The organism is Pseudoalteromonas piscicida (assembly GCF_002208135.1).
In the GTDB taxonomy this organism is placed as follows: domain Bacteria; phylum Pseudomonadota; class Gammaproteobacteria; order Enterobacterales; family Alteromonadaceae; genus Pseudoalteromonas; species Pseudoalteromonas piscicida_A.
Genome location: NZ_CP021646.1, coordinates 785,682 through 810,392, shown reverse-complemented (window position 1 = coordinate 810,392; position 24,711 = coordinate 785,682). Strand labels below are relative to the sequence as shown.

Here is a 24,711-nt window from a genome sequence, read left to right as displayed (position 1 = left end):
CAGGCAGCACCAATTACACCGCCCCTGCGATAATGACATCATACTGCTTCATGGTTTTTCTCCAGTAAAGTAAATGGAATTGGGTCAAGTGGGAATCTTGGCCTTATCACACCGAGCGTATCTAAGTGCCCTGCCGCGTGCAGTCTATCTAACGCATAGCTAGAACACATTTTCCCTTGGCAGTCTCCCATGCCAATACGGGTTCTCATTTTCACGCTAGATAGATCTTTTGCACCTTGTTGCAATGCTAAATCGAGTTGCTGGCGCTTTACTTGTTCGCAGCGACACACCACGGTATCTGGCTGTGTTAACGCAAGCAGCCCCTCTCGGCGCGCCGAGAAGCGGTCAAATCCAGCTCTAAACTTCTGTGCTTGCTTACGTTTAGTCTTGAGCTTGCGCATCCGCGTGTGGAAGGCTGATTCGCTTAAACAGGCTTGCTCATAGGCAAGCATGGTTGCGGCCATTTTCCCTTCAATGATAGCCGCTTCTGCACCTAGCAAACCATTGGTATCACCACAGACAAAAATTGAATTTAAGCTACTGCGTAAATTGTCATCTAATAAAGGAACATAACCATTCGTGGTGGTGTACTGATGAGAAACCCCGAGCAGCATGGCAAGCTGTGTGCGGGCAACAAAACCGTAGCCAACTCCAAGACTATCCACAGCTAAATGCTGTGCTTTTGACAAGTCCGCATGCCAGTGCTCATCGTAAGGTGCTACGGTAACGCTGGAGAGTTTATCTTGGCCTTCTGCCTTCACGATGCCATAACCATATTTAAACGGAATATTATGCTTTTTGAGATACGCCAACATACTCAATCCCGAAAGCGTCAGCTTAGGTTTATTAAGCAGCGCCACTGTCTCTTTCGCCAGTTCACTAAAGCGACTCGCTTCATATACGCCAACCACTTGAGCACCAGATTTATGTAACTGGCAAGCAACCAGTGGTAATAAGGGGCCAGTTCCGACTAAAGCCACTTTTTTTCCTGGGCGAACTAACCCACTTTTAAGCTGAAGTTGCATCCCGCCCATTAACATCACACCAGGTAACTGCCATCCTTCAAATGGCACGCTGCGCTCATGACAACCAGTTGCCAGAACCAACTTGGTGTAATCTATTTGTGTTAACTGATTTTGTGTTTGCAACAGCAGACCGCTTTCGCCCTCAGGCCCAAGCACTTTGGTTTGTAGTTGTAGTGTTATGTCTTGTTTGTGATGTTCGTAGCGTACCTTTAGCGCAGCCATCGCACGTTTAAGATTTTCATCTAAATGAGGAAGCTTACTCGCGTGTCGAAGTGGCCCGCGATAGATCACCCCACCAATTTTTGGTGCTTCATCAACTAAGGTGCTAGTAATGCCATATTTAGCCAGCTCAGCTGCACAGCTAACGCCTGCGGGTCCTGCACCAACAATAACGATTTTTTCTTTTTGACAACTCGACATCACACTATACTCCAACCTGCTTGAAGCGATTTTGTTTGGTTTCAACCTGCATGTTGGGTTGTACTAAGGTTTGGCAAGCCTTTTGTTTATGTTGTTTGTTTATCGTTACCTGACAACAATGACAAACGCCCATACCACAATAAGCACCAGATACGGCCTCTCGGTCGCTTTCCATGATTTGCTTGTAATTCGCCGCAAGTAAGACAGACAATACGGTTTCACCATCACAGGCATTAACCGCAACCTCGTCGATTTGAATTTGGAACTGTAACCCCTCAGGGTCTGTAATATCTTGGGTTCTGGATAATTCAGACATGAAAAAAATGCTCCTTCAATAAAGTTGCACAAAGCCTACTCTTTAAATATTAAAAATAAACACTTTATTTACTTTATTTACTTTAATTTGATCCAAGTTAACTTTTAAGCACGCTCGTGCTAATTCTGTTCAATTCGGTGCAAATACTGCACTCACCTCACTAAAGCAGTGCAATGTGAACGTATTTACTGCCCAACAAGAATCACATCCTGTTGATATTAAGTAATTTTAATTGTTGGCACAGTTTTTTCTTATCGAATGACACGACGAAAGAAAGGAGCGTAATTATGTACACTTTATATCAAACGATGTACTTACTTTGGCATTTGGATGTGAGTATCTGGCCTGTACACGATACAGCCACAAGCTCAGTAGATGTTAAGGAGAAAGCACAATGACACTTGGCAAACTAGACACAGCAGTACACGCAGTAATGAACGATATGCTCACTCCTTCACAAGCCGCAAAAGCCTATCATGTGCCGCAGCGATCACTTTACAAAGCTCTACGATATTCCAAAGAGAAACAGCAAACTCGATGGCAGAAGTTAATGCATGAAAAGGTAAGGCTTGAACAAAGTCTGGCACGGATAAACAAGGAACTACATGAACAATTTGTCTAGTACCGATATACAGCTTCGCATCATTCAGGCGCCTAGCTTAAAATACAATCGCTTAGATTGTCAGCTTTGGGTAAAACAGCTCAGCGCGCTGACTCAAGCCTGTATTAATCTAGGCGCCTCTATTGGTTTTTTGCCATCTTCCTCGAGCAGAGCAGTACAAAACTATTGGTGGCAGGTATTCGATGCTGTGATCAAGTCGCAAAAGACGCTTATTATTGCTGAACTTAGTGGAGTAATGGCGGGTTGTGTGCAACTCACTCCAGCAACAAAAGATAACGCTCAACACCGGGCAGAAGTTGAAAAGCTATTAGTTCATCCAAACAGCCGACGAAAAGGCGTGGCAACAAAACTGATGCAAGCCATTGAGCAGGAGTCTACACGGCAACAGATATCCCTACTCATCCTAGATACACAATCGGATTCTGACGCGGAAATCCTATATCAGAATTTGGGCTTTAAAGTCGCAGGTCAAATCCCTCATTTTGTCAGCGACGAGCGCGGTGACTTCCATGCCACCACATACTATTACAAACTGCTTGCACCGACCTTGCGCAATCGTATTGAGCGCGTAGCTCAAGCGCCTTATGTCAGTGAATATTAGCAAAACAGTCTAATCAAGCGACTCGCTACGACTTTCATTCAGGCGATAAAAAAACAGCTTACCGATGTGCTGTGGTGTAGTTACAGCCTCTAAGATTGGCGCAGCACCTTGTGGTATGCTCATCACATTGGGATTATTGATAGTAAGACCATCGCGCAGCTTAGTATCTATTGCCCCGGGACACAGTACTGTTATTTTGTAGCCGTCTTTGTGAAGACCTTTAGATAAGGTCACCACACCCGCTTTCGCAGCGCAATAAGACGTCCAATCTTTGTAACTGTTAAATGCCGCCGTCGACGCCACATTGATCAAATGTACCGCTTTGTTTGCTTTAATTGCAGCACGAGAAATTAAATAAGTGCCGATTAGGTTGACTTCGATGTCACGGATCCAGAGATTTGGATCAGAGTCTGCGACTAAACTTGAGTAGAGCGTTCCTGCAGCATTGATTACACAGTCATAAGATTTGTCGTTAAAAAAACGCTCAACTTCAGCTGGTTTAGAGACATCAAGCTGCGCGCGCGATGGTGCTTCCACTTCGTGTCCTAAGCGCTTCAATTCATCGCTTAAATAAGCGGCAAGACCACCCTGTCCACCCGTTATTAACACGTTCATTTCTGTGGCTCTGGGATTGGATGATTGTCGCTTTGCTCTATCAGCTTTTTATACTGATCGTAGATTTTTTGCTTTAAGTTACTGGAGCTGACGCCAGCACCATAAGGAAAGTAAAATACCTGAACTCCAAGCTCTTTCAGATAATCATATTTTCCCTTCCAATCATCGCCAATCACGAACACATCAATATTTAGATTTTTCACCGTTTCACGATGATCTAAAGTACGTTGTGGAATAGCAAGATCTGGGTCTCTTAACCCTTCGATGATCGCCAAACGCTCTTCAAATGGCACTGCCGGTGGCTTTTTATAAGAACAAACAAGTTCATCGGTGCTCACACCAACGATCAACGTGTCTCCTAAACCTCGGCCATAACTAATCATTTTTAAATGATTACTGTGAAATAAATCAAATGTTCCTGAGACATAAACAATCTTATTTTTCATAAATTGCTATTTCCCTCCAGCTAAATCAATAAAAGTTCCTGTAACAAAGCTTGCTTCGTTACTTAAAAGCCAAGCGATGGCATTGGCAACTTCAGTTGCGGTTCCACCTCGCTTCAGCGGTAAAAAATCGGCTAGACGATCAACTCGGTTTGGCTCGCCACCGTCGCCGTGGATATCGGTATAAATACAGCCCGGTCTTACGCAGTTCACACGGATCTGCTCAGCGGCTAATTCCAGAGATAGGCCTTTAGTGAAGCTGTCTATTGCACCTTTTGCAGCCGCGTAGTCAACATATTCATTGGCCCCACCTAAATAAGAAGCTGCCGACGATACGTTCACAATCGCGCACTGTGCTGGATCAGCGCTCAAACGCATGTGTTTAATTGCTTCTCGAGCACAAATAAAATACGGCGTAACATTATTGGTAAGCATATTGTTGATACGCTCTGCGGTCATGTGTTCCACTCGAGTTTGCGTGCTCAGCACCCCAGCGTTGTTGACCAGATGCGTAACCATGCCAATATCGGTCTTTATCTTGTCAAACATTGCCTCTACAGATTTTTCGTCTGTGACATCTGCTTGTAACAAATGCGCTTTACCATTATTACTTAGGATAGTATCGGCGACAGTTTCCGCAGCTTGCACGTTCTGCTTGTAATTTATCACAACGGTAAATCCTTGTTGTCCCAGCAGTTGAGCCGTTGCCGCACCAATCCCGCGGCTCGCACCGGTGATAAGTACCACTTTTTGCATCTATTATTCCTTAAATTGGGTCAAAGATTACTGATAATTCAGCACTTCTACACCCATGTCTTCTTTGACGTGTTCTATCACCATATAGGTATGATTTGTACCAACTCCTGGTATTTCAACGATTTGACCTAATACCTCACGATATTGACGCATATCCTGCACCCGGATCTTAACTAAGTAATCAAAGCCACCTGCTACCATATCACAAGAAACGACGTTGGGGATTTTTACAATATGCTGTTTAAACACCTCAAATACTGCTTCGGTCGAGCTTTTCAAGGTGATCTCAACATGCGCGACCAAATGCTGGCCAAGTTTTGCGGCATTTAATCTTGCCGTATATCCTTCGATATACCCCTCAGACTCGAGTTTTTTCACTCGATCGAGACAAGGACTCGGACTCAAGTTTACCTCTTTGGCCAAGTTTACATTAGAGATCCGACCATTGCGTTGGAGCGCGTCTAAGATTGCTAAATCGATGCGATCTAATACCCGAGTTTTAATGGAAGTCGTCATATCAGCATAAAATTTTGTGAGGGTTTGAGATTACCCGCAAATTTACCGTATTCCTTGAAAATAAAACAGCATATTCTGCTGTCTTTTCGATAGAATGCCCGCGAAATTAACGATAAAGGGCAAAGCGGCATATTTCAGTGTTTAACGCGGCTTTGTTCGAACATTTAGATTATGCATTCTGGCTAAAATTTGAACCCCCAAATGGGTGTGTTATGGTTAGCAATGTGACTGCATCATTTTGTCGTAATTGAGGCTTCCTATATAAATTAAACTACACTTTCAATCTTTGGTTGCTTAGTTTGGCAACAGTTCAGATGTAGTTTTGTAATCTACACATTAAGGTGTGTGATTCCATAGGCTGGCGCGAATTACATGTATTTTTGACTCCAATTTTTGAGGGTTGCTTATGCTTTATAACGGCGATTTGACAACTAACTGTCCTATCCGACAAAAGATCCGTGATTTTTACCGCATCGATGAGAACGCAGTAATTGATCATATTTTACCTTTAGCCGAGGTAGGCGTTACAGCTCGAAGCCGAGCATGGGAACGTGCACGTCAAATGGTATTGAACATTCGTAGAGATCAAGATGGTCAAAACGGTGTAGACGCGCTTTTAAATGAATTCTCTCTTTCTACCGAAGAAGGCGTGGTACTGATGTGTTTGGCCGAAGCTTTACTTCGTGTACCAGACAAAGCAACGCAAGAAAGCCTGATCCGCGACAAGCTCGCGAAAGGCGACTGGAGTTCACACTTAGGCAGCAGCGACTCGTTATTTGTTAATGCTTCAAGCTGGGGTCTACTCGTTACCGGTAAAATGGTTAACTACTCAGACAAGAATAAAGAAGAACAGTTTGGCGTGCTAAAGCGTACCATTGGTCGTCTTGGTGAGCCTGTTATCCGTAAGTCTGTTAACTATGCTATGAAGATCATGGGTAAGCAGTTTGTAATGGGTGAAACCATTCAAGATGCTATAGATCGTGCCGCTGACAAAGAACAAAAAGGTTATGTATATTCGTACGACATGCTAGGTGAAGGCGCACGTACGATGAAAGATGCAGATCGTTACTTCCAAAGCTATATGACCGCCATTCACGCAATCGGTAAAGCAGCGAAAGGCCGTGGCCCAATTAAAAGCCCTGGTATCTCGGTTAAGCTTTCTGCTATTCACCCACGCTTCGAATTCACGCATCGTGAACGCGTGATGAAAGAGCTTGTACCTAAGTTAAAAGAACTAGCGATTGCTGCAAAAGCATACGATATCGGTTTTACTGTTGATGCAGAAGAAGCGGACCGTTTAGATATTTCATTAGATGTCATTGAAGCGGTATTCTCAGACGACGCGCTTGGCGATTGGAATGGTTTTGGCCTTGCGGTTCAAGCATATCAAAAGCGTGCAATCTTCGTTGTTGAATGGGTGGCAGAACTTGCTCGTCGCGTAGGCCGTAAACTGATGGTGCGTTTAGTAAAAGGTGCTTATTGGGATACAGAAATCAAAACCACACAACAAGATGGTCTTGAGCACTTCCCTGTGTTCACCCGTAAAGCAACCACTGACGTTTCTTATAAAGCCTGTGCTATCAAGTTACTTGAAGCCCGCGATGTGTTATTCCCGCAGTTTGCAACGCATAATGCGTACACCGCAGCAACTATCCTAGAAGTTGCCAAAGGCGACAACAAAGGGTTCGAATTCCAACGTTTACACGGTATGGGTGAATCACTTTACGACCAAATCGTTGAAAACGAAGGAATTCAGTGTCGTGTGTATGCGCCAGTTGGTCAGCACGAAGACCTACTTGCTTATCTGGTACGCCGTCTACTTGAAAATGGTGCAAACTCATCATTCGTAAACGCGATTGTGGATACCACTAAGCCTGTGGAGTCACTACTTCCTGATCCTGTAGAAACACTGCAAGGCCTACGTAACCGTTACAATACGCAGATTAAACTCCCTATCGAGCTTTATGGCGATGAGCGTCCAAACTCAAAAGGTAAAGACCTAACGGACATCAACGATTTAACACCGTTTAAAGAAAACCTAGACAACTGGTTTAACGAACACCTAATCGATGAAAGCCAAGTACCAGAGGGTCACCTTGCGGTTCGTAACCCTGCGAACCACAAACAAGTGATTGGATCTGTGCCTTTACACGATGAAGCACACATGCAAAGCGTACTTACCAATGCCGATGCGGCTTTTGAAAGTTGGTCACAAACCTCTGTTGAAGAGCGTGCAAACCTACTACGCCGTACTGCTGACATCCTTGAGCGTCACCATGACGAACTCGTTGCTATCTGTATTAAAGAAGCAGGTAAAGTAACCCAAGACAGCATCGATGAAGTACGTGAAGCCGTTGACTTCTGTCGCTACTATGCAGCACGTGCAGAAGAGCTTTCTAAAGATGAGCGCTTTGAAGCCCGTGGCGTAATTTTATGTATCAGCCCGTGGAACTTCCCTCTTGCGATCTTCTTAGGTCAGGTAGCTGCCGCTATCGTGACGGGTAATACCGTTATTGCAAAGCCAGCTGAACAAACCAGTATGATTGCACTGCGTTGTATCGAATTAATGCATACCGTTGGTTTACCTGAGCACGTTGTACAGCCTGTTATCGCACGCGGTAGCGAAGTGGGTAAACACATTGTGCCTGACGAGCGTATCCAAGCGGTTATGTTCACAGGTTCAACAGAGACAGGTACGCTTATCTCGCAAATTCTTGCTGAGCGTAACGACATTCAAGTTCCTCTGATCGCAGAAACTGGTGGTCAAAACTGTATGATCGTTGACTCAACGGCATTACCAGAGCAAGTGGTTGACGATGTTATTTCTTCAGGTTTCCAAAGTGCGGGCCAACGCTGTTCAGCACTTCGCGTGTTGTTCTTACAAGACGATGTTGCTGACGGTATTATTGAAATGCTCCAAGGCGCACTTAAAGAGTTACATATTGGCGACCCATCGCTACTATCTACCGACGTAGGTCCAGTAATAGACGAAAAAGCGCTGACCACTTTGACTAAGCACGTTGAATACATGAAGTCGAACGGCAAGCTACTATTCGAAGCTAAGATCCCTGATAACAGCGAGAACGGCGCTTATTTCTTCGCCCCTCGCCTATACGAAATTGCTGACCTATCTGTGCTTAAGCGTGAAGTATTCGGTCCGGTAGTCCACGTGGTACGCTTCAAGGCAGACGAGCTTGATAATGTGATCGACCAAATCAATGGCACAGGCTACGGTCTGACCATGGGCGTTCATTCACGTATCGAAGAGCGCTGCGAATACCTAGCTAAGATGTCGCGTGCGGGTAACGTCTATGTGAACCGTAACATGATTGGCGCGATCGTTGGTGTACAACCATTTGGTGGTCGTGGCCTATCTGGTACAGGTCCAAAAGCAGGTGGTCCAAACTATCTAGTTCGCCTTGTGAAAGAAAAGGCATCACCAGACAACGTCCAAATGACAGATCTCACACCTGATGAGCTAGAAATCCACCACTTCCCAGGCGCGGTTGAGCAAGTTGAAAAACTGATGCAAAACTCTAAGCGTGATGAGAAGATCTGGCGTCGTACCGCACTTAATGACCGTGTTTCTGCAGTGCGCCAGCTACTTGCTAAAGTGGCAACAGTAGACATCATTGACGAGCTGGCAGATGATTTGTCGTTAACGCTTTCTGATGCGCGTGCTCAGCTAAACCGCTTAGAAAAGCGTATGCGTACTTACACCACGCTACCAGGGCCAACGGGTGAGTCGAACACGCTGCACTTAGAAGCGCGTGGTTGTGTTGTGGTATATGCCGATAAGAGTACTTCGTTCAACTTCTGGGCGATTTCAATTATCACAGCACTTGCTGCAGGTAACACAGTGATCACAGTAGCCTCTGACTTATTCTATGAAGAAGCATTGGCATTTAGAGATAAGTTTATCTCAACTGGCGTTGCTGAAGGCGTATTCCAAGTAGCGAAGCAAAACCAGCTTCAAGCGATTTTGGCACACCCTCACCTTGCAGGTGCTGTTGTGGCTGCGCGCTCTTCACGCCTTGGTTACTTCTCACAGCAACTTGCAGAGCGTAAAGGTGCTATCCTGCCTGTGATCAGTGCAGAGTACTATGATACGCTTATCAACCGTCTTGTGACTGAGAAAACCATCAGTATCGATACCACAGCTTCTGGTGGTAACACTTCACTGATGACGCTTGTTGAAGACGAAGAGTAAGAGAATATAAGTCGCTATGCTAGGCATAGCGACTTTATCGAACTAAGCCAGCGCAAGCTGGCTTTAATTTTTTACGCAGCGCTTGATGTCCTTAATCCCACAATGACATTAACAATGTCCATTAAATAAACATCTTCAACCAAAGCAATCACATCATTCCATTTAGGGTTGTATTCGTTATTCTCCCAGCGCCTTAATGTTCGCTCCTCTATACCATAGCTTGCGGCTGATTCAGCTTGAGTAAAACCGCGACTTTTACGTGCAAATCTAAGTATGGCAGCGCCAAGCGGCGCGCGTTCAGAAATTAAAGGTTGGCTCATTAACATCACACTCATTCCTTAAAAAATTGCGCAAATATATGACGTTTAGAAAAATCACTTATTTACGCACTCACTGACTAAATGCATTCACTGCGTAATTTAATGAAGATAATAGATCTATTTTTTACGCATTACAACGAAAAACTGGATCTTTTTTGCGTCAAAAATGATTTTACTTCGCAAAAAATAGCCCATATAATGACGCACACGTATCATTATTTAAGAGGCAACGCATGGAACAAAGTCTCATGAGCCTAGCGGAGCGCGTAGAATATGCGATCAAGCCGGACAGTATTAGAGCTTTTGCGTTAAAAATTGATGTATCTGAAGGGACGCTGCGCAGAATATTAAAAGGGGAAGACCCAAAACTCAGTGTGATTGAACGCATTGCTAAACAGGCCAATGTAGATTTGATGTGGCTCGTTACGGGGATCCCACTTGATTGCAAAACCGAATCACCAATCATCCAGCAAAGTATTACCTTGGAAGACTTCAATGAGGACTTTGTTGTTGTGCCTGGCTACCATGTGTCTGTCAGCACGGGTTATGGTGCATTTAACCAAAGTGCCGAGGTTGCGCGCTACCTTGCATTTAGAAAAAAGTGGATTGAATTTAAAAATCTAGATAAGTCACAGCTGGTCGTGGTATTTGCCAAAGGCGACTCTATGGAACCCACTATTCACAATAACAATACAATTTTAGTGGATTTATCGGATAAAAAGTTAAGCGAAGGCCTGATCTATGTTGTCCGCCTTGGTGAGGAGCTTTATGCCAAGCGCTTACAACAAAACTTTGATGGCTCAGTACGCTTGATTAGCGATAATAAAGAATACCGGGAACAAGTTGTGATGCCGAATGAATTGGAGCAGCTGGAAATTCTCGGTAAAGTGGTATGGATTGGTAAAGATCTAATTTAATAATACGATGCTAAATCTTGAATACTTATTCTCTTTTTTAATCGCCAGCACTGTAATTGCCGTGGCACCGGGCCCATCCAATGCGTTTTTAATGGCGCAGACCTTTACTAATGGCCGCGCTGCTGGCATGCAAAGCGCATTAGGCTTTGCACTCGGTGGGGTGATCCACACACTCTTTGCCGTTGTCGGCTTATCGGCACTCCTAAAAGCCTCAGAGACCGCCTATACCACAGTGCAATACCTCGGCGCAGCTTACTTAGCTTATCTAGGTGTAATGACTATCAAAGAGACGCTTGGGAAGGGGCAGATAGCTTGCGAGGAAAAACCACACGTGAGCACCAAAAAGCCTAAAAACGTGATGTTCCAAGCCATGATGACGGAAGTCTTAAATCCCAAAGTCGCCCTGTTTTTTATTGCTTTTATTCCTCAGTTTGTCGATAGTAGCTTGGCGACCTCGACAACGATGCAACTGGCCATGTTTGGCTTACTTTATCCTATTTTAGCTTTTCCCATCGACTGCATGTACATCTACGGTGGTGATAAAATCGCAGGCTATTTTAGGCAGCATCCCGCAGCACCGGTGTGGATTGATCGAATTTCAGGCTTAATTTTTATTGCATTGGCAGTCAACTTATTACTCTAAACAGTCACGCAAAATAGGAGCAGTACACATGCAAAAACGTTCACAGCCACTGCCAGCTAAAAAGCATATTGCTTTGGTTGCACACGATGGCATGAAACCAGCCCTACTTGAGTGGTGTCAGACTCACTTAGATAGCCTAAAACAGCACAAGCTTTACGCTACGGGCACAACGGGTAATCTGATAGAAAAGCATACCGGTTTAGAAGTCACTAAGCTGTTTAGTGGCCCAATGGGTGGCGACCAGCAAATTGGTGCAAAAATCGCGGAGCAGGATGTTCATGTCTTGATTTTCTTTTGGGATCCGCTCGCGTCACAACCTCACGATCCGGATGTAAAAGCACTGTTGAGACTCGCAGCTGTTTGGAATATTCCCGTCGCCTGTAATGAAGCGACAGCAGATTTACTGATGGCGTGCGATAAAATGAGCCAGCCAATCGCAAGACATTTACCTGATTATGAGCAGTACCTTGCTAGTCGCTTAGATTGATAATATAGATGTAGATAGAAGCGGATTGTGACCGCTTCTCTGTTGATGACTTCGATTACTTAAATAGTTTATCCGCCCACTTAGTCAAGCCTGCAGTAACACTACCAAAGTTATCCCCGTTCACCATTTCGATATCACCAATTTGCTGCGCAAGCGTTGCTTTGAGCAGTGGTGATTGTGCGCTACCGCCAGTTAGATAGATCACATCAGGTTTTGACCCTGCTTGATGGATAGCTTCTTTTGCAAGTGTGCCCATCTGTTCTAAGTTCGACATCACCGATTCTGCAAAATCTTGCTGCGTGAATTCAGAGGTGAGTTGTGGCTCAATAAAACCAAGATCGGCATTAAACTTTGCTTGCTCAGAGAGTGCTATCTTGCCAAGTTCACCTTCACGAACCACTTGATGGGTAAGTTTGTTCTGCTGAATATGAAGTAAACGCGCCAGCTTTTGCGGCTCGGCGACATCTCGCAACATGCTTTGTAATTCTCGCGCTAATTTATCACTGTAGAAGTCTAGTTGAGACTGAATATCATTGATTTTACATGCCTGCCAATACAGTTGACTAGGCATTGGCAAACCTGAGCTCATGTTAGAGCCTAGACCACACAACGGCATTAATTGGTGATAAGCAAGCGCAATATCTAAGTCGTTACCACCGATACGTTTACCCGTATGCGCTAAAAAGTCTTGCTGACGCTGTGTATTATTGCGATAACTTGGCCCCATTCGTACAAACGAACAATCGCTAGTACCACCGCCGATATCAACCACCAGCACAAGTTTATCTTGCTGAAGACGGCTTTCGTACTCAATCCCCGCAGCAAGTGGTTCGAAGAGAAAATCCACTTCCTTAAACCCAGCTCTTTTTGCTGCGGTGGTAAGAATATTAACCGCTTGCTGATTACTTTCTTCTCCACCGACGGACTGAAAATTAACAGGTCGACCAATCACAGTGTCGGTAATGGACTGTTGCAGCTGCGACTCGGCACGACGCTTAATCTCCATCATCATCGCCGCTGCAATATCTTCAAAGAAGGCGATTTGTTGAGGTTTAAGCCCAACCGCCCCAAAGAAGGATTTGGGTGATTTTACAAAAAACCCTTCCTCGGGAAATTCGATATACTCAGAAATTGCCGCTTGACCAAAAAAAACGCCCGCTTCATGTGCTTCTAAATCAAGATCGCGCTTAGCTTGCTGTGCTACCGTTAGCAGCCCTTGGCGAGACTGCGTGTAGACTGGATCTGGCTCATTGAGATGACGATTAACAAATGCAGGAATTAACGCATTGTGCATCGCATACATAGTCGAAGGCAGGTAATATTTATCTTGCTCGAGACGCAGTAAGTCCACTTCACCATTTTGCATGACACCCATCGCACAATTAGAACTTCCGTAATCAAACCCGACTTTCATTCTCTACCTCAAACAGCTGAAAAGTCGCGAAGTGTATCATGGTTGTCGTTATTGTCAGATGAATTTATCTAGCTTACAGCACCATTAATAGGCTTATTGCGAGAAGCATAGCGAAATACGCCTGTTGGATCTCAGTCTCCACCATTTTGCATGACACTCTAGGCATTGCACAATGAGAACTTCCGTAATCAAACCCGACTTTCATTCTCTACCTCAAACTGCTGAAAAGTCGCGAAGTGTATCATGGTTGTCGTTATTGTCAGATGAATTTATCTAGGTTCCCACATCCTTAATTGGCTTGTTGTGAAAAGCAAAGCGCACACTGTTAGATTGCTTAGCTTGATACATAGCGGAATCTGCCTGTTGGATCCCAGTCTCGATGTCGAGGTTATTAAACAGACTGACGCCGATACTAATCCGACAACTTAACTTATTGCCTTCTAAGAGATATGGTTTATCGACCTTGTTGATTATTTGCTGGCAGATCCCAACCACATGAGATTCGGCTTGAGGCTGTTGTGGAGATAAATGAGTGATTAAAATCACAAATTCATCGCCTCCCCAACGGATCACCACATCATCTTGGCGTACGCTAGCACACAAACGCTGGGCAACCGCCTTAAGTAACTGATCACCCACATGGTGGCCATGCAAGTCATTCACTTTTTTAAAATCATCAAGGTCCAAAAACAAGATTGCGCTAAAACTACCAAGCTGATGCTGGACATGGAGCTGCTCCACTAATCCATGCTGGAGAATATGGCGATTAGGTAATTCGGTTAATTGGTCATGATACGCTAGTTTCTCGGCTTCAAGATATTCCAGCTTACGGTCATTGATATCCCGAGATAAAACGATAAAGCGTGTTTCCATGTGGTTGTCACTTGCGGTCGCAACCTTACGAGCAATAGAAACTTCAAACCAACGCTCACCAACGGGTGTAGGCAAGTGTATATGGCTACCGTGAGAATAGCCGTTAACTTTTGCTTCCCGTAATGCCTGCATCACTATCTTAGCGGCTTGCTCTGGCATCACCTCAGCCACCGTATGGCCAATCAACTGTTCCGCGGGGGCAACTAACAACTCGGGCCGGAGTATTCTAGCGTCCCAGTGTCGTCCCTCTTCATCCAGTTCAAACATCAAGTCCGGCATCGCACTTAATGTCGACGCCAATTCCTCATAGCTCGGTTGCGCCAAAGCTTGAGTACGGGCCATACGACGGTCCTTGACCATAAGGCGTTGCAACATCCTGTTCCATAATTCTATAAACTTGAACTTTGCAATTTGAAACATGCCAATGAACACAGCTTATCTACGGCTATCGTTATAAAAATAATATACCAATTTTGTGAATTATGGCTAATTACCGACTACATCATAAAAAATATTTTCAAGTCATTGGCTTCGAAGAAGAAAAGCAATTGACGAATGAATAATAATTCCTATAATCGACACGGCAACGCTTTCCATGATGGAAGGCCACAAGATATATAAGGATGACTATGTCTTTTTTCAAAAAAGCCCTTGGCGCAGTCGGTATCGGTGCAGCAAAAGTAGATACCATCTTAGAGACCCATCATGCCTCCCCTGGCGAAGAAATTTCTGGAACGGTTAAAATCATCGGTGGCAAAGTTACTCAAGAGATCAACAAAATAGATCTTAACGTAATGTGCAACTACACGGTTGAAAGAGAGGACAGTGAAGGTGAAACAACCACCATCACTAAAAACCACACCCTTGCTAAATTTCAAATCAACGAACGATTTACTATCGAACCCGGTGATGAAAAACACATTCCATTCGCGCTTAACCTCGCTGAAGAAACACCGCTTACTGTTGGACAATCTAAAACTTGGATTGCTACAAACCTTGATATTGATATGGCGCTCGACAAGTCAGATAGGGACTATTTACACATCGTTCCTACCGAGCTACAACAAGCGGCGATCGATGCGATGGAAGCGCTTGGTTTTAAACTCTATGAGTCAGACTGTGAAGGCATTGATGAAGTGTCATTCTCACGCCTCCCATTCGTACAAGAACTAGAATTTAAAACGATTACCGGTGACTTCCATGGTCGCTTTGATGAAGTAGAAGTGGTTTTCTTCAATCGCGGCGAGCAACTAGAAATCATCTTTGAGATTGATCGCAAAGCGCGAGGCTTTAAAGGTTTCTTCGCGGAGGCGCTAGACCTTGATGAGTCAAAAGCCAGATTGCTGATAGATGAAGCCGACTTAGAAGACCTAGAAGATGCTATCCATGACATTTTAGAGGCAAACTGCTAAGGTACATTAACCTTGTAGTATCGATAGATTTATATTGATGCTTTGCTGATCGTTGCACTCATACGAATGCAACTTCTATATGAACAAACTCTATTATTATTTCAATTCACCTAACGCAGTGACTTATCCCAAGACAAGCGTTGAGGTGTATAGATAATAACTCTCTAGACTGATTTATTGTTACAATTTAAGCCTCTTCAACATGCCAATTAAGGCACGTTTGAGTTGACTTAAGCTCAATAAAACAGCACATTAAAACGAATGGTCAAGGTAGATTAGGTGACAATGAATGTCCAACTTTAGAATTTGGAAACTGGTTAGCCTACTGTGTGTTTTGAGTCTAATGCTGGGCTGCGAATCGAAAGAAGAACGTATCCAGCAAACCATTACACATACACTTCAAGAAGCTTCAACAGCGATAAATACGCTGGGAACCGCCCTTGATAAAAAGCAGGTGAGAAATGCCAACCTTTTGACTGAGTATGGCAAAGTACTTAGTCAGCAAAAACCTCAGCTCAGTGAAATTGCGCAAATTATTTCCCAAGACGCAACAAGCAGTGGGACCTTATATCAGAGTTTATTGACTCGTTATCAGTCCCTCAAATCCCCCGCATCAAGCATGAACAGCGACGACATTATCAACCAAGCAGTGTTGTTAAAAGAAGCCGCTTCAATCAGTTTGTTCAATGATGCGCTGACAGATCCAATCAATGTTTTAGCTGATATGTCAGATGGGAAGCTAGCGCGAGTCGGCGCAATCAGTCAGCAAGCGGAACAAACGGCAAATGGTCAGACCGGAGTCGGTAACCAGCTTGTTGGTAATGCCAATTATGGCGAATGGCAGACCAACTCAAACGGCACTAGCTTTTGGATGTGGTACGGCATGTATCGCATGCTTGGAGATATTGTTGGTGATGTGGAGTATGGCCGCTGGAGTAAACACCGCAAATACAGTTATTACAGCGACTATGGTCGACATAGATACACAAGCTATAAAAGCTACAAACGCCAGACCGAGCTCGCCAAGCGTACTCAACAATCTTATCAGCGACAGGGCAAACAGTTTACCAGTCCCTATGCCAAGAAAAAGTCTGGCGCGTCAGGGTTAAGCCGAAGTAGTAACACCCCATCAGCAGTAACTCGAAGCAGCTATTCTCGAACATCAAGCTACGGCTCTGTTCGCAATAGCTCAAGTAGAACCTCCCGTGGCGTAAGCCGGGGCAAATAGCGCATATATAGCGGAGTTAACACATGTACCAATTTAACGGATTAACAGCTTGGACTTTTCAAGCATTGCTAATAGATATGGCGGTGATCGTCGCGTTATTTGTTAGCTTAAAATACATCAAAGGTTGGGTATCTAACCTTCATGCAAATGATGAAATCACAGAAAAAGACAACTTTGCATTTGGCCTCAGTTTTGCTGGTGGTTTAGCAGGTCTGGCCATCGTAATTTCAGGTATTTCAAGTGGTGCTTTTGCCAGTTCTTTAGCTCAAGAAGCGCTACAAATGGCGGGCTATGGTATCGTTGGTATCATCCTTATCAAGCTCGGTCACTTTTTCCAAGACAAAGTCGCGCTACGCAAGGTAAACCTCCATGACGAAATCGTTAAAGGTAATGTCACCTCAGCACTGATTGACTTTGGCCATGTGGTGAGCGTTGCCATTGTGATCCGCTCAGCTCTACTTTGGGTACTCACAGAAGGCTGGTATGGCTTACCTATTGTGGTTGCAGCCTTCATTATTGGTAATATTTGTATGCTCCTTGTGAGCCAATACCGAGTACAACTATTCAAGCGCACCAACAAAAGTGGCGACTGTTTACAGCAGGCAATCAAAGACAACAATATCGCGGTTGGGATCCGCTACGCGGGCTTTTTAATCGGCTCGGCTCTGGCACTGACTGCAGCGTCCGGTTTAGCGCCGTATGTAGCTGACAATATTAACTCAAGCCTACTTTACTGGAGTATTGCAGCACTGGGTAGCATTGTGCTTTTCATCGTCTTACACCTCGTCATGATAAAAATTATTCTGGCAGGTAAAGATATTTCCGATGAAGTGAACAGACAAAAGAATGTTGGTGTTGCTGCAGTCTCAGCCGCGCTTTCTTTTGCGATTGGTACGACTATGGCAAGTTTGTTAGGTGCATAACCCTTGAGCGCATCTGCACCACAAACTTCAGCAAGAGTGACCGGCAACTGGTCGTTGTTTGGTCACGACACCCTACTTATTGGCGTCATGGCCATTTTGGCCGGTTGCGGCCTAATCTACGAATATTTACTCTCTCATTATGCTGGTCGCGTTTTAGGCTCTGTAGAAAGCGCGATTTATGCCATGATAGGCACTATGATCGTGGCCATGGGCATTGGCGCATTTTTAGCACGCTGGTTCAAAGATCCTTTTACCGCTTTTGCATGGCTTGAAAGCCTAATTGCGCTACTCGGCATGAGCAGTATTTTGGTGATCGCCAGTGTTATTGCACTTACCTATACCCTACCCCATACACTTTCTAGCCTTTACAGCTTGCCTCCCGATAGTATCTTAGATGGCATACCATTTGCGCAATTACAAGCATTTGCCCGATTTTTACCTTATGTTTTCGGCCTCATTCTAGGCATTTTAATTGGCATGGAAATTCCGCTGATTGCTAGGATCCGTCAACAAGTGTATGGCCGCTTCCTTGAAAATAACGCAGGTACCATTTACGGTGCAGATTATATCGGTGCAGGTGTTGGTGCTGCCATTTGGGTCACGATTATGCTTGCGCTGCCAATAATGCAAGCAGCAGCGTGGACTGCGCTATTTAATATCATTGCAGGACTTATCTTCCTATGGCGCTACCATGTTCATGTCCGTTTCGCTAAGTTATTATTCGCGTGTCACTTTGTCCTATTGGGAGTTTTTTTCGTTATTCTGAGCCACGGCTCCAATTGGATGAAAGACCTCAGCAATGTGCTTTACAAAGACAAAGTGATCTATTCAGAATCAACGAAGTACCAACATGTTGTCATCACCGAGCGATTAAGCCGCGCACAACCGATGCCAATTAACGACTTATTCTTAAATGGTCGATTACAGTTTTCATCTGTTGATGAACAGATCTATCACACTATGCTCGTTTATCCTGCTATGCTGGCATCCAACCGTCGCGAAAAGGTATTAATCATTGGCGGCGGAGATGGCTTGGCACTTCGAGATGTACTGGAATGGCCTGTGGAAAATGCAACCTTGATCGATTTGGATGGGCAGCTACTTTCATTATTTGGACTGCAAGGACAACCCTACCCTGCTAGACCGCACATCACTAGTCAATTAACCCGCTTGAATGGCAACGCCTTAAACGACCCAAGAGCCACGGTTATCGTTGCAGATGCATTTTTAGAAGTAGAAAAAATGCTTGATCAGGGCCGACAATTTGACACTATCATTATCGACTTACCCGACCCAAACCATCCCGATTTAAATAAGCTATATAGCGACTACTTTTATAATCATGTGCGTCAGTTACTAGCACCCGATGGTGCACTCGCGATTCAGTCAACGTCTCCCTATCACGCCAAAAAAGCGTTTATTAGCATAGCTAAAACGGTAAAACATGCCGGGTTTACGCATGTTGAGCAATACCAACAGAATATTCCCTCTTTTGGCCAGTGGGGATGGACAATCGCAACGAGAACAGGGCAACCTGCAAGTGCTAGGATCCGGTCGGTCGAGTCTTTACCAGTCCCAAGTAACTGGATAAATAAAGAGTATTTACTTGCTACTTTCGCTTTCCCAAATCGCTTTTTTGACGGAGCAAAAGATATTGAAGTCAACCAGTTAGGAACGGGCAGACTATACGATTATTATCGTCAAGCATGGCAAACAGAAGATGAGTTGTATAAAAATTAGCGCACGGCCATTGACATATTATGTCTTACGTGCAACTCTTAACTCAGACATAATATGTCAAAACAAAAAGGTAAATGAAGATGGAATTAAATGAACTATCAATCAAATTAGCATCATTTGAAACAGAAGGTGCTAACTTCGAATCATTCTTAATCGCCAATGAAGGCGAGCAAGATGTATTGCAAGTGATTGTTGACGGAAATGACGAATTACCAATTTTTGTGACTCAGACTGAAGAACAACTTGTATGCATTAGTTACCTATTTAAAGAGAATGAGGTAAAGCCTGAGTTGCTAAACGAGTTAAACGAAGCACTATTAAAACTGAATGTGCCGATCCCGCTGAGTGCGTTTGCTAAAATTGATGAGCAGTATGCCATATTTGGTGCTCTAGCCGTTTCCTCCTCAATTGATGAGATCACGCACGAACTGGTCACGCTCGCGGACAATGCAATCGAAGCATTAGATGCAGTGACTGTGTATTTGAATGAGTAATATTGGAGTTGTGAAATGAGTATTTTAAAGAAATTATTTACTGCTGTTCGTGGTGGCGCTAGAGAAGTTGGTGAGTCAATTGTTGATGCAAATGGCATTCGTATTTTTGAGCAAGAAATTGCTGACGCACAAAACGCGTTAGCCAAAGCCAAAAAGAGCTTAACTGAAGTAATGGCGAAAGAGATGCAGACAAAACGCAAGTTAGCTGCACTTGAAGAAAGCATTATCGAGCATGAAAACTATGCTGGACAAGCGCTCGAAAAAGGGAACGAAGCTTTAGCGGTAGAAATCGCAGAGAAAATCGGTGAATTTGAAGTTGAGCGTGCAGAGCATCAGCAAGTGCTAGACGGCTTTAGTAAACATGTGATCCTGTTAAAACAGCAAATCAAAGAAGCTGAAAAAACGATTAAAGAAAACCAACGCCAGCTGACAATGGTAAAAACCACAGATAGCGTTCAAAAAGCAACCATGGCAGTAAACAGCACGCTAAATACCAATGCGTCATCTATGGTAAATGCACGTCAGTCACTTGAGCGTATCAAGCAACGCCAGCAAGATAGGCAAGATCAACTGGCTGCGGCAAAAGAGCTTGAAGCCGCTACAACGGGTGCAGATCTAAAAGCCAAAATGGCTGAAGCAGGAATTGGCTCTACGCAAAAGAGTAATGATATTCTTGAACGTATTAGAGCTAAACAAAGCAACTAATATTTGCCGAATTAGAAAAAGGAGGGCTCGCCTCCTTTTTACCCTTTTTGATTATGTAGGTGCATTATGTTTGGCTTTTTTAAATCAAAAAAAACTCCTGAGCGACAGCTTACTCATGCAAAAGATCTGAAAGTTGGGGATATGCTCACCATCATTGATTCATTCGCTTACCCTAGCTGGCTCAAGGGACAAACCCTCAAAGTTGTTGGCGTACAAACTTACCAATTTGAGCGCAGCGCTGCATATGAATTTGTTCTCGAAAGTGATTCAGGTAAAGTCACTTTTTTGCAAATTGAACAAAGTGACGGTGAGGAATACGCAAATTTCTCTATCAAAATCCAAAGAGAAGACGTCGACGCTATTTTTACGCTTGATGAATTTGCGCGTATTTTCGATGAAGAAGCACTGACTCACATCGACACCCACGCTACTCCAGAGATTTTCGAGCGATTTTTAGGTAAAAGCTATCAACAAAGTGAAGCGCCCTACGTTTGCTATTTTTACGATATCGATTATCGCGATCGCGCCTTGCCACGCTATCAAGATGAAAGTGGCGAAGTATGTGAAGTTATCGAGTTGCTGAGTCCTGACGAAAAGTTCGCTATCAACATCGAAATATGGGATGGGGGTGAAACTGACGTGTCACTGACCATGTGCCGACCACTGAGCGATATTGTCGACCTATTCCCTGGAGCTAACTCGTGACCACAAGGGAAGACAAGTGGAAACGTCAAGAAGTGGCATTGAGGGCCACACAAATGGCCTTCGACTTAACCACGGAAGTACAAAAAAGTATTAAAAAACAGGCGATAGACGAAGAACTAACGCCATCCGATATGATCAGAAAGATCCTTGATTTAGAAGTTAAATCGAAGAAAACTCGGCAACGTTTATCCTTCAATCTAACCGATGATGAAATCGCACTACTCGCAGAACGCTTTGGCGTTGATCCCAACGACAAACGGGCTGTAAAGCAACAAGTCGCCAATATGCTACTTAGTCGCTATACAGAAAATAAAGGAAAATAATTGGCTGTATTTATATAGATTATTGATCCATTAACTTCGTATGGCACTACGCTTATTCACCTACATGTCGTAGCGCCTTACATAACAATCACACCGATCACTCTACTGCGAGCAACTCGACCTCAAACACTAATAACGAACCCGGTTCGATTTTACCCGCAGCGCGGTCGCCATAGCCTAAGTCCGGACCAATCCAAAAGCGGTATTTATCGCCTTCGCTCATCAACTGCACACCTTCTGTCCAACCTGGGATCACTTGATTAAGTCCAAAGCTGATGGGTTGGTCGCGCAGTACCGAGCTGTCGAATACAGAGCCATCAAGTAAAGTGCCATGATAATGCACTTTGACTTTGCTCGTGGCACTTGGCTGTTTGCCACCGTCAGTTTGAGTGATTATTTCATACTGAAGACCAGAGTCAGTTTTATGTACCTCTGCACGCTTTTCGTTTTCTTTTAAAAAGTCAGCCGCTTGAATTCGATTAAACTGCGCAAGCTGCTTTTGTTTCTGACCACCTCGAAAAAACACCACTGCAATCACCAGTGCAACGATAACGAGGATAATATTAGTGGTCGTCATGGCTTTCTTCTCCTTTGTCGTCATCGCCGTTTACGACTTTCGCAATACGCTCAAGCTTCGCCATTGCAACTGCATTAATACTGTTTTCAGGATAGCCTTCATCACTTAGCTCTCCTGCAGGTCTATCCATTAACAAGCTAAGCGCTTCATCTACTGTGGCAACGGCATAGACATGGAATAAGCCTTTTTCAACAGCTGCAATCACTTCATCATCTAACACTAAGTTGACCTTGTTAGATTCAGGGACGATCACCCCCTGCTTACCTGTAAGGCCTCGCATTTTGCAGAGTTTAAAGAAGCCTTCGATTTTTTCGTTTACACCACCAATGGCTTGTACTTCACCGTGTTGGTTAATTGAGCCGGTGAGCGCTAAAGATTGATCCACAGGGAGTTGCGTCACCGCCGATAGCAGCGCACAAAGCTCTGCAAGTGATGCGCTATCACCGTCAATAAAACCATAATTTTGTTCAATGGCGATATTTGCGCTGAGTGTCAGGCTAAAGTCTTGCGCATACTTGTTACCTAAGTAACCCGTAAGCAGCATCACGCCTTTTGAGTGAATTGACTTACCTAAGTCTACCTCACGTTCAACGTCAATCACCCCGTCAGCACCCGCGTATACCGTAGAGGTAATACGCGCAGGCGTACCAAATGCGGTGTCACCAATATGCAGTACCGTCAGGCCGTTTACCTTACCAATTGCGGTGCCTTCGGTTGCAATCAAGGTATGTCCTTCTTGAATATCGCTGAGCATGTTTTCGCTTAACTGTCCTGTCCGATATTCTTTTCCAGCTATCGCCTCGTCGATGTGATTAGCGGCAATTTGGTTTACGCCATCTTGCTTGGCATAAAAACTGGCTTCTGCCACCAGCTCCAAAACATCAGCAAAGCGCGCCGAAAGTTTACTGTGGTGCTCCGCTTGGCGGTAGCTAAATTTAAGCATACGCGCGAGTGCCGCTGAGCTTAGCTCAATCTTCAAGGTATCATTGCAGTATTCCATCACCTTAGTGATAAATTGATACTGCATTTTGTCCGAGCTTGGTAAATAGTAATCAAAATCAGCTAGCACTCTAAATAGTTCTGCAAACTCTTCATCGTACTCACCTATGGTGTAATACAGATCTCTCGAACCCAAAAGAATAATTTTGACATCCAACGGAATTAACTGCGGCTTTAAGGTAAAGCTGCTGCCCACCGAATTGTCTTGGTACGGTAGGTCATTTTTAATTTGGTGGGTTTTTAACGACAGTTTAAGGCCATCCCACACCTGCGCGTTAGCCATGACCTTTTCAGCATCCATGATCAGATAACCGCCATTGGCGCGGTGCAATGCACCGGCTTGAATAGAGCGATAGCTGGTGATCAAATTACCTTGAGAGGTTGCATATTCCACCTTACCAAAAATATTACCAAAGGTCGGATTTGGCTCATACACCACAGGCGCAGGGTCGTCCTCTTTAAACTCAACCAGAATATTGGGCGCAAAAAAGTCCGTGAGCATTCCCTTTGAGTCAAAGTCATCTTTGTTTTCGTCGCTGTTGCTACTATCGTCGTCTAGCCAATCTAATACCGCATCGACAATTTCAACCTTGAGATCTTTTAGATAACGCAGTACGCCAATGTGTGCGGCATACTTATGCTCGAGTGCTTTTAATAGCGGTTTGGTCGCCACTTCGATGGTGGTTTTTTTGAGATTACGCAAGCGCTCAGAAGATTCACGCTTCCACCTTGGCAGCTCAATAAGCGACTCGATTAGGGCATCTTCTAATGTTTCTATTGCGGTTAAAAAGTGTGCCTGAACATGCTCGTCCAGAGCCGAAAACTCCGTATCACTGAGCTGCTTACCATCGACCACAGGAGCAAAGCCAACCGTGCCCGTATCTTCTATCAGCGCAACACTCATATTCATAGCTTGCTGCTCAACAGCGGTGATCGCAGCATCGTATTTTTGTTCGAATTCTTTATCTAGCGACTTTTTCTTACGTTGATAACCCGGATTGTCAAAAGCTGCAGGAAAAGTATCTAAGATCTCATCGATAAAGGCGTCAATATCAGCCTCAAGCTGCTTACTTTCACCCGCCTGCATAAATAGCGCGATAGGCTCACGGTGATCGTCGTAATTGTTGACGTACAGCCACTCTTTGGGCGTTGGCTTAGTTTTACTGTGTGCCTCAAGCTTGTCTTTTACCATGGTAAAACGACCCAGTGCCGCTTCTCCCATGACATACACATTATAACCGGGAAGCTCCATTCCCAAGGCAAAGTCTAGCGCGGTTTGAGCGCGCTGCTGGCCAATAAACGGTAGCGCTTCTGGGTAAGGGTTTTGGATACAATTTTCTATGTGAGTCAACGAAACTGATGGCGCGAGCTGGCTCGCAGGCAGTGCTTTTTCAGACGACAATTTAGATTTGGTCATTCTAACTTCT

The 24,711-nt window shown here is 44.4% G+C and carries 25 protein-coding genes; 14 read left to right on the top strand and 11 right to left on the bottom strand.

Annotated features, from left to right (window positions below; all coding sequences use genetic code 11):
• Positions 1–38: 38 nt before the first annotated feature.
• Positions 39–1,445: an NAD(P)/FAD-dependent oxidoreductase gene (locus B1L02_RS03840; protein WP_088532237.1), complete on the bottom strand. Its 1,407-nt coding sequence runs from the start codon at positions 1,443–1,445 to the stop codon at positions 39–41.
• A gap of 4 nt (positions 1,446–1,449) precedes the next feature.
• Positions 1,450–1,761, bottom strand: a complete 312-nt coding sequence (locus B1L02_RS03835) for a 2Fe-2S iron-sulfur cluster-binding protein (RefSeq protein ID WP_088529984.1) — start codon at positions 1,759–1,761, stop codon at positions 1,450–1,452.
• A 394-nt stretch (positions 1,762–2,155) separates the two neighbouring features.
• Between B1L02_RS03835 and B1L02_RS03830 the strand changes: the two genes are divergently transcribed.
• A complete protein-coding gene (locus B1L02_RS03830; protein ID WP_088529983.1) occupies positions 2,156–2,383 on the top strand; it encodes a helix-turn-helix domain-containing protein in 228 nt (75 codons plus the stop codon).
• A complete protein-coding gene (locus tag B1L02_RS03825) occupies positions 2,367–2,984 on the top strand; it encodes a GNAT family N-acetyltransferase (RefSeq protein WP_088529982.1) in 618 nt (205 codons plus the stop codon). Before B1L02_RS03830 ends, B1L02_RS03825 begins: the two co-directional genes overlap by 17 nt.
• A gap of 9 nt (positions 2,985–2,993) precedes the next feature.
• Here B1L02_RS03825 and B1L02_RS03820 read toward each other — a convergent pair whose 3' ends face one another.
• From B1L02_RS03820 to B1L02_RS03805, 4 genes are read right to left on the bottom strand one after another with little or no spacing between them, the layout of a single operon-like run.
• Positions 2,994–3,599 (bottom strand): SDR family NAD(P)-dependent oxidoreductase, encoded by a 606-nt coding sequence (locus B1L02_RS03820; RefSeq protein WP_088529981.1) that lies wholly within the window; start codon positions 3,597–3,599, stop codon positions 2,994–2,996.
• A complete protein-coding gene (locus B1L02_RS03815) occupies positions 3,596–4,045 on the bottom strand; it encodes an adenylyltransferase/cytidyltransferase family protein (protein WP_010371961.1) in 450 nt (149 codons plus the stop codon). The genes B1L02_RS03820 and B1L02_RS03815 overlap by 4 nt, the downstream gene beginning before the upstream one ends.
• A 6-nt stretch (positions 4,046–4,051) precedes the next feature.
• Positions 4,052–4,798, bottom strand: a complete 747-nt coding sequence (locus B1L02_RS03810; RefSeq protein WP_088529980.1) for an SDR family oxidoreductase — start codon at positions 4,796–4,798, stop codon at positions 4,052–4,054.
• Between the two features lie 27 nt (positions 4,799–4,825).
• Positions 4,826–5,314 (bottom strand): winged helix-turn-helix transcriptional regulator, encoded by a 489-nt coding sequence (locus tag B1L02_RS03805; protein WP_010371968.1) that lies wholly within the window; start codon positions 5,312–5,314, stop codon positions 4,826–4,828.
• 406 nt (positions 5,315–5,720) lie between these two features.
• Here B1L02_RS03805 and putA point away from each other — a divergent pair, with 406 nt between their 5' ends.
• Entirely contained in the window at positions 5,721–9,524 is a 3,804-nt protein-coding gene (gene putA, locus B1L02_RS03800; RefSeq protein WP_088529979.1) for a bifunctional proline dehydrogenase/L-glutamate gamma-semialdehyde dehydrogenase PutA, read from the top strand.
• Between the two features lie 71 nt (positions 9,525–9,595).
• Here putA and B1L02_RS03795 read toward each other — a convergent pair whose 3' ends face one another.
• Positions 9,596–9,850, bottom strand: coding sequence for a helix-turn-helix domain-containing protein (locus B1L02_RS03795; RefSeq protein ID WP_010371972.1), 255 nt, complete (start codon positions 9,848–9,850; stop codon positions 9,596–9,598).
• A gap of 227 nt (positions 9,851–10,077) precedes the next feature.
• Between B1L02_RS03795 and B1L02_RS03790 the strand changes: the two genes are divergently transcribed.
• The 3 genes from B1L02_RS03790 to B1L02_RS03780 are packed head-to-tail and all read left to right on the top strand — an operon-like array spanning position 10,078 to position 11,891.
• Positions 10,078–10,761: an XRE family transcriptional regulator gene (locus tag B1L02_RS03790; protein WP_010371973.1), complete on the top strand. Its 684-nt coding sequence runs from the start codon at positions 10,078–10,080 to the stop codon at positions 10,759–10,761.
• A gap of 7 nt (positions 10,762–10,768) precedes the next feature.
• Positions 10,769–11,404 carry a LysE family translocator gene (locus tag B1L02_RS03785; protein WP_088529978.1) on the top strand — a complete coding sequence of 212 codons (636 nt, stop codon included), beginning with the start codon at positions 10,769–10,771 and terminating at the stop codon, positions 11,402–11,404.
• 28 nt (positions 11,405–11,432) lie between these two features.
• The gene (locus B1L02_RS03780) at positions 11,433–11,891 is read left to right on the top strand and encodes a methylglyoxal synthase (protein WP_010371978.1); all 459 of its coding nucleotides are present in this window, start codon (positions 11,433–11,435) and stop codon (positions 11,889–11,891) included.
• 55 nt (positions 11,892–11,946) lie between these two features.
• Here the strand turns inward: B1L02_RS03780 and yegD are convergent, their stop codons facing one another.
• Together yegD and B1L02_RS03770 are read right to left on the bottom strand one after the other, a co-directional pair.
• Positions 11,947–13,305, bottom strand: a complete 1,359-nt coding sequence (yegD, locus tag B1L02_RS03775) for a molecular chaperone (RefSeq protein ID WP_088529977.1) — start codon at positions 13,303–13,305, stop codon at positions 11,947–11,949.
• Between the two features lie 273 nt (positions 13,306–13,578).
• On the bottom strand, positions 13,579–14,520 hold the full coding sequence (locus tag B1L02_RS03770; protein WP_223191933.1) for a sensor domain-containing diguanylate cyclase: 942 nt from the start codon (positions 14,518–14,520) through the stop codon (positions 13,579–13,581).
• Between the two features lie 287 nt (positions 14,521–14,807).
• Here B1L02_RS03770 and B1L02_RS03765 point away from each other — a divergent pair, with 287 nt between their 5' ends.
• The 8 genes from B1L02_RS03765 to B1L02_RS03730 all read left to right on the top strand — a co-directional run bounded on the left by B1L02_RS03765 (position 14,808) and on the right by B1L02_RS03730 (position 21,708).
• Complete coding sequence (locus B1L02_RS03765) at positions 14,808–15,590, top strand: sporulation protein (protein ID WP_088529975.1); 783 nt, start codon at positions 14,808–14,810, stop codon at positions 15,588–15,590.
• A 289-nt stretch (positions 15,591–15,879) separates the two neighbouring features.
• Entirely contained in the window at positions 15,880–16,818 is a 939-nt protein-coding gene (locus tag B1L02_RS03760; protein ID WP_088529974.1) for a hypothetical protein, read from the top strand.
• 23 nt (positions 16,819–16,841) lie between these two features.
• Positions 16,842–17,741: a DUF350 domain-containing protein gene (locus B1L02_RS03755; protein WP_088529973.1), complete on the top strand. Its 900-nt coding sequence runs from the start codon at positions 16,842–16,844 to the stop codon at positions 17,739–17,741.
• 87 nt (positions 17,742–17,828) lie between these two features.
• Complete coding sequence (locus B1L02_RS03750) at positions 17,829–19,481, top strand: polyamine aminopropyltransferase (RefSeq protein ID WP_232003178.1); 1,653 nt, start codon at positions 17,829–17,831, stop codon at positions 19,479–19,481.
• An 80-nt stretch (positions 19,482–19,561) separates the two neighbouring features.
• The gene (locus B1L02_RS03745; RefSeq protein ID WP_010371994.1) at positions 19,562–19,975 is read left to right on the top strand and encodes a DUF2170 family protein; all 414 of its coding nucleotides are present in this window, start codon (positions 19,562–19,564) and stop codon (positions 19,973–19,975) included.
• A 15-nt stretch (positions 19,976–19,990) separates the two neighbouring features.
• Complete coding sequence (locus tag B1L02_RS03740) at positions 19,991–20,680, top strand: PspA/IM30 family protein (protein ID WP_088529971.1); 690 nt, start codon at positions 19,991–19,993, stop codon at positions 20,678–20,680.
• A 66-nt stretch (positions 20,681–20,746) separates the two neighbouring features.
• Entirely contained in the window at positions 20,747–21,385 is a 639-nt protein-coding gene (locus B1L02_RS03735; protein ID WP_088529970.1) for a DUF4178 domain-containing protein, read from the top strand.
• Positions 21,382–21,708 (top strand): hypothetical protein, encoded by a 327-nt coding sequence (locus B1L02_RS03730; protein ID WP_088529969.1) that lies wholly within the window; start codon positions 21,382–21,384, stop codon positions 21,706–21,708. Before B1L02_RS03735 ends, B1L02_RS03730 begins: the two co-directional genes overlap by 4 nt.
• Positions 21,709–21,805: 97 nt before the next feature.
• Here the strand turns inward: B1L02_RS03730 and B1L02_RS03725 are convergent, their stop codons facing one another.
• Both B1L02_RS03725 and B1L02_RS03720 read right to left on the bottom strand, forming a co-directional pair.
• Positions 21,806–22,285: an FKBP-type peptidyl-prolyl cis-trans isomerase gene (locus B1L02_RS03725; protein ID WP_088529968.1), complete on the bottom strand. Its 480-nt coding sequence runs from the start codon at positions 22,283–22,285 to the stop codon at positions 21,806–21,808.
• Complete coding sequence (locus B1L02_RS03720; protein ID WP_088529967.1) at positions 22,272–24,701, bottom strand: Lon protease family protein; 2,430 nt, start codon at positions 24,699–24,701, stop codon at positions 22,272–22,274. The genes B1L02_RS03725 and B1L02_RS03720 overlap by 14 nt, the downstream gene beginning before the upstream one ends.
• Positions 24,702–24,711 lie beyond the last annotated feature (10 nt).